The organism is Klebsiella sp. OBRC7 (assembly GCF_000293135.1).
Taxonomy (GTDB): domain Bacteria; phylum Pseudomonadota; class Gammaproteobacteria; order Enterobacterales; family Enterobacteriaceae; genus Klebsiella; species Klebsiella michiganensis.
In genome coordinates, this window is the sequence record NZ_ALNJ01000113.1 from 1 (window position 1) to 5,259 (window position 5,259).

General features: G+C 60.6%; 6 protein-coding genes. 5 read left to right on the top strand and 1 reads right to left on the bottom strand.

What is annotated here, in order from left to right:
- The coding region (locus HMPREF1144_RS22715) for an IS5/IS1182 family transposase (protein ID WP_042928295.1) at positions 1-307 on the bottom strand (307 nt) is incomplete at its 3' end.
- A gap of 341 nt (positions 308-648) precedes the next feature.
- Between HMPREF1144_RS22715 and phnC the strand changes: the two genes are divergently transcribed.
- Genes phnC through HMPREF1144_RS22740 form a run of 5 tightly spaced genes read left to right on the top strand, consistent with a single transcriptional unit; the run spans position 649 to position 5,054 of the window.
- Positions 649-1,476: a phosphonate ABC transporter ATP-binding protein gene (gene phnC, locus HMPREF1144_RS22720; RefSeq protein ID WP_012637488.1), complete on the top strand. Its 828-nt coding sequence runs from the start codon at positions 649-651 to the stop codon at positions 1,474-1,476.
- A complete protein-coding gene (phnD, locus tag HMPREF1144_RS22725; RefSeq protein WP_004152695.1) occupies positions 1,473-2,336 on the top strand; it encodes a phosphate/phosphite/phosphonate ABC transporter substrate-binding protein in 864 nt (287 codons plus the stop codon). Before phnC ends, phnD begins: the two co-directional genes overlap by 4 nt.
- Before the next feature lie 8 nt (positions 2,337-2,344).
- Positions 2,345-3,172 (top strand): phosphonate ABC transporter, permease protein PhnE, encoded by an 828-nt coding sequence (phnE, locus tag HMPREF1144_RS22730; RefSeq protein WP_004152694.1) that lies wholly within the window; start codon positions 2,345-2,347, stop codon positions 3,170-3,172.
- Between the two features lie 8 nt (positions 3,173-3,180).
- Positions 3,181-4,191: a phosphonate dehydrogenase PtxD gene (gene ptxD, locus HMPREF1144_RS22735; protein WP_004152693.1), complete on the top strand. Its 1,011-nt coding sequence runs from the start codon at positions 3,181-3,183 to the stop codon at positions 4,189-4,191.
- The gene (locus HMPREF1144_RS22740) at positions 4,185-5,054 is read left to right on the top strand and encodes a LysR family transcriptional regulator (protein WP_009654069.1); all 870 of its coding nucleotides are present in this window, start codon (positions 4,185-4,187) and stop codon (positions 5,052-5,054) included. Before ptxD ends, HMPREF1144_RS22740 begins: the two co-directional genes overlap by 7 nt.
- Positions 5,055-5,259: the final 205 nt, after the last annotated feature.

The following is a 5,259-nucleotide window of genomic DNA, read 5'->3' on the forward strand; positions in this document are numbered from 1 at the left end:
TGGTGGTTTCGTCGGGGATGCGCTCCAGGTTCAGCCCGGCAAACTGGCGCAGGATCGTGGTTTCGTACAGCGCTTCCTCCATCGCTGGATCGCTGTAGCCGAACCAGTTCTGCAGCAGATGCACACGCAGCATCGCCATCAACGGGTAGGCCGGACGGCCACCTTCACCCTTCGGATAATGTGGCTCGATCAAAGCAATCAAGCCCTTCCTCGGCACCACCCGATCCATCTCGATCAGGAACAACTCCTTGCGGGTTTGCTTGCGCTTGCCAGCGTACTCGGCGTCGGCGAAGGTCATCTGCTTCATCGGGAAACTCGGTGGGTGGGGGCGCGGTATTTTGCCAAATCAGAAAGTCTTTTTCAGAGTTTCCCTAGTGTGCGCTCTCTTGCTTGGATGGCATTACGTTCTGGCCCAACGTTACTGTAGCGAATCCGCAGCAGTATCAATCAAAGCCTCCTGTATCCCGCGTGAAGAAAGACGCTACGTTGCGCCCGTTCTTCCACGGCTTCGCTTGCCGCCCCGCTACGGCAGATTCGAAGTATTCATCGAAATGTCATCCTTTAGAAACAGTGCGTTAACAAGGAATTTCTATCCTTTGCATCGCGAACCGCAATTGTGCGGCCAGCAATATTGCAAAAGGTGATCAAATGATGCCCCATCCAATACAGGACGCCGTGCTGCGGGTCGACCGGTTGAGCGTCGTCTATCCAGGCGGCGTGACAGCCCTACGCGATACCTCGATTGCATTTCGGCGTGGTGAGTTCACCGTGCTGCTTGGTCTCTCGGGCGCAGGCAAGTCGACCTTGCTCCGTAGTCTCAATCGACTCGTCACGCCCACTGGCGGCAGTGTCACCAGCGAACTCGGTGAGCTCGGCAGCGGCTCGGCCTTGCGTCAGCATCGTCGGCGTACCGCCATGATCTTTCAGCACCACCAGCTAATCGAACGTCAAAGCGCACTGGCTAATGTGCTTACCGGTCGGCTGGCCTTTCACAACACGCTCCGCTCGCTGTTTCCTCTGCCGCGTGCCGATCAGGAGATTGCGCTCAGTTGCCTCGCTCGGGTCGGTCTGGCAGACAAGGCGCTAAGCCGGGTGGACAAACTGTCCGGTGGCCAGCAGCAGCGGGTAGGCATCGCGCGTGCGCTAGCGCAACAGCCGGCGATCATTCTGGCCGATGAGCCGGTAGCCAGTCTCGACCCGGCCACTTCGGTCCGTGTTCTCGGATTGCTGCGCGACATCTGCAAGGAAGACGGCATCACCGCCATCGTTTCGCTGCATCAACTCGAATATGCCCGCCGCTTCGCCGATCGCGTCGTCGGGCTGGCCGATTCTCAGATCGTTTTCGATGCCGCGCCCTCGGAACTCACCGATGCGCAGCTTGAGCGCATCTATGCAGGCCGCTCTACGACTCAGCCAGCGAATGCTCCGGCTGAACCACCTGTCATGCTCGAACCTTCACTGGAGATGTCCCGATGAAACGCTTATCCGCGCTCTTATTGACTTGCTTGCTGTCCGCTGTTTCAAGTTTGTCCGCCCTAGCGGCCGATGCCGATCCGGATGTGCTAAAGGTTGCCCTGCTGCCGGACGAAAACGCCTCCGAGCTGATCAAGCGTAACCAGCCGCTGAAGGATTATCTGGAAGAGCATCTGGACAAGAAGGTGCAGCTGATCGTAACCACCGACTATTCCTCGATGATTGAGGCGATGCGCTTTGGCCGTATCGACCTGGCGTATTTCGGTCCGCTGTCCTACGTCATGGCCAAAAGCAAAAGCGACATCGAGCCCTTCGCTGTCACGGTCATCGACGGCAAGCCGACCTATCGCTCGGTGATTATCGCCAATGTGGCGTCAGGCGTGAATGAGTATGCCGACCTTAAGGGCAAGAAGATGGCCTATGGTGACCGGGCATCGACGTCCAGCCATTTGATTCCCAAAACCGTGCTTCTTGAGACGGCCGGTTTGACGGGTGGGCGGGACTACGAAGAATATTTTGTGGGCACGCATGACGCCGTTGCCGTCAACGTGGCGAACGGCAACGCCGATGCGGGTGGGCTGTCGGAGGTAATTTTCAATCACGTAGTCGAACGTGGCCTAATCGATCCGAGCAAGGTGAAAGTACTTGGTTACAGCGGCGAATACCCCCAGTACCCCTGGGCGATGCGCTCGAACCTGAGCCCCGAGCTGAAAACCAAGGTGCGGGATGTATTCGTCGGTATCGACGATCCCGAAGTGCTGCGCAACTTCAAGGCCGAGGCCTTCGCGCCAATCACCGACGCCGACTACGATGTGATCCGCAAAATGGGATCGCTGCTCGGCCTCGACTTCGCCACGATGTGAGCACCGATATGTCTACTCATTACGACGTGCAGGCGCTGCCTGCAGAGCAACGCGAGCACATCCTTCGAGGCTTCGGCCTCGGTTGGTGGCGCCAGCTGGGGCAGGTGGCGATTGTATTCGGAGTGGTGCTGTTGGCCTGCTGGTACGTGGGGCTGCTCGATGCCACCACGCTGCTGAACGGGCTGCCCTCCATCGCTACCCTGGCAGGCGAGGCCATGCCGCCAGACTTTTCGGGCTATCGAAGCTGGATTCGCCCCTTGATCGACACCTTGGCGATGAGCATCGCCGGTACGGCCATCGCAGTGGTGTTCTCGCTGGTGGTGGCCTTCGTTGCAGCGCGCAATACGGCGCCGCACCCCCTTGTGTTCGGTGTTGCCCGGGTGCTGCTCAATGCCCTGCGGTCGGTGCCGGAGCTGATCATGGGCATCATCTTCGTTGCAGCCGTAGGGTTCGGCGCCTTGCCGGGCGTGCTTGCCCTGGGTCTGCATTCGGTCGGCATGGTCAGCAAGTTCTTCGCCGAGGCCATCGAGCACGTCGACGAAGCGCCGGTGGAAGCCGCTCGGGCGGCGGGGGCTACGCCGATGCAAGTGCTGCTGCACGCGGTTTTGCCACAGGTGACGCCGCAGTTCGCCGACGTGGCGATCTACCGCTGGGAATACAACTTTCGCGCCTCCACCGTGATGGGCATGGTTGGCGCCGGCGGTATCGGCTTCGAACTCATGGGCTCGCTGCGCATCATGCAGTACCAGGAGGTTGCAGCAATCCTGCTGGTCATCCTGGCCATGGTCACGCTAGTAGACGCCTTCAGTGGCGTGCTGCGCAAACGTTTCAAATAGGACAAAACATGCTGCCGAAACTCGTTATAACTCACCGAGTACACGATGAGATCCTGCAACTGCTGGCGCCACATTGCGAGCTGGTGACCAACCAGACCGACAGCACGCTGACGCGCGAGGAAATTCTGCGCCGCTGTCGCGATGCTCAGGCGATGATGGCGTTCATGCCCGATCGGGTCGATGCAGACTTTCTTCAAGCCTGCCCTGAGCTGCGTGTAGTCGGCTGCGCGCTCAAGGGCTTCGACAATTTCGATGTGGACGCCTGTACTGCCCGCGGGGTCTGGCTGACCTTCGTGCCTGATCTGTTGACGGTCCCGACTGCCGAGCTGGCGATCGGACTGGCGGTGGGGCTGGGGCGGCATCTGCGGGCAGCAGATGCGTTCGTCCGCTCTGGCGAGTTCCAGGGCTGGCAACCACAGTTCTACGGCACGGGGCTGGATAACGCTACGGTCGGCATCCTTGGCATGGGCGCCATCGGACTGGCCATGGCTGAGCGCTTGCAGGGATGGGGCGCGACCCTGCAGTACCACGAGGCGAAGGCTCTGGATACACAAACCGAGCAACGGCTCGGCCTGCGCCAGGTGGCGTGCAGCGAACTCTTCGCCAGCTCGGACTTCATCCTGCTGGCGCTTCCCTTGAATGCCGATACCCAGCATCTGGTCAACGCCGAGCTGCTTGCCCTCGTACGGCCGGGCGCTCTGCTTGTAAACCCCTGTCGTGGTTCGGTAGTGGATGAAGCCGCCGTGCTCGCGGCGCTTGAGCGAGGCCAGCTCGGCGGGTATGCGGCGGATGTATTCGAAATGGAAGACTGGGCTCGCGCGGACCGGCCGCGGCTGATCGATCCTGCGCTGCTCGCGCATCCGAATACGCTGTTCACTCCGCACATAGGGTCGGCAGTGCGCGCGGTGCGCCTGGAGATTGAACGTTGTGCAGCGCAGAACATCATCCAGGTATTGGCAGGTGCGCGCCCAATCAACGCTGCGAACCGTCTGCCCAAGGCCGAGCCTGCCGCATGTTGAATCCGGTCTGGCTGAAGAGCCTGGTAGCGATCGTTCAAACAGGCAGTTTTCAGAGCGCGGCGAGGGCGTTGGGGCTGGCCCAGCCGACGGTGTCGCAGCACTTGCAGAAGCTTGAAGAGCAGGTCGGCGTAACGCTGGTGCAGCGCAGTCGTAGCGGCTGCCAGCCTACCACACGGGCGCTGGCCTTCATGCCGCATGCGACCGCCTTGCTCGACATGCACGCCCGGGCGCTAGAAGCCCTGCATGGCAATCGTGAGCGCGTCGGGGCCAGCACCAACATCGGCACCTACCTTCTCCAGCCATTCGTGCGCAACTATCTGACGACCGCAAATGAGAGGGGCGAGGTGGATCTGCGCATCGCCGCCAACCCGGATGTGGCCGACCAGCTACTGGCGGGCCAGCTCGACGCCGCGATCATGGAATGGTGGCTACCTCACCCCGACTTCGAACACCGCCTCTGGCGGGTCGAGCCGCTGGTGCTTATCGTCAGCCCCGACCATGCGCTGGCTGAAGCAGGGTGCATAGAACGTGATCGTCTGGTGGACCTGCCGATGCTGGGAGGTGAACCGGGTAGCGGTACCGGACGGCTTCTGACCGAATACTTTGGCGAACTGGGCGTGCCTCGCAGCGGTATGCAGCTAGGCAGCACCGAGGCAGTCAAACAAGCAGTGAGCGCGGGACTCGGCGTGTCGTTGGTGATGGCTTCCGCAGTACAAGACGAAGTTCGCAGTGGCGCGCTGGTAGCTCTTCCCATCCCGGGGCTTGAAAAGCGTCTCCAACTGATCTGGCGCAAACCTCCCGGAAATCTGCACCCGCCGGGATTTGTGCGGCACTTATTGGAGGAGGCAGATCTAGCTGGATAAGGTGATGGATGGTTGCGATCCAGCGCTTGGCTTGTCAGCCTAGGGAAACTCTGAAAAAGACTTTCTGATTTGGCAAAATACCGCGCCCCCACCCACCGAGTTTCCCGATGAAGCAGATGACCTTCGCCGACGCCGAGTACGCTGGCAAGCGCAAGCAAACCCGCAAGGAGTTGTTCCTGATCGAGATGGATCGGGTGGTGCCGAG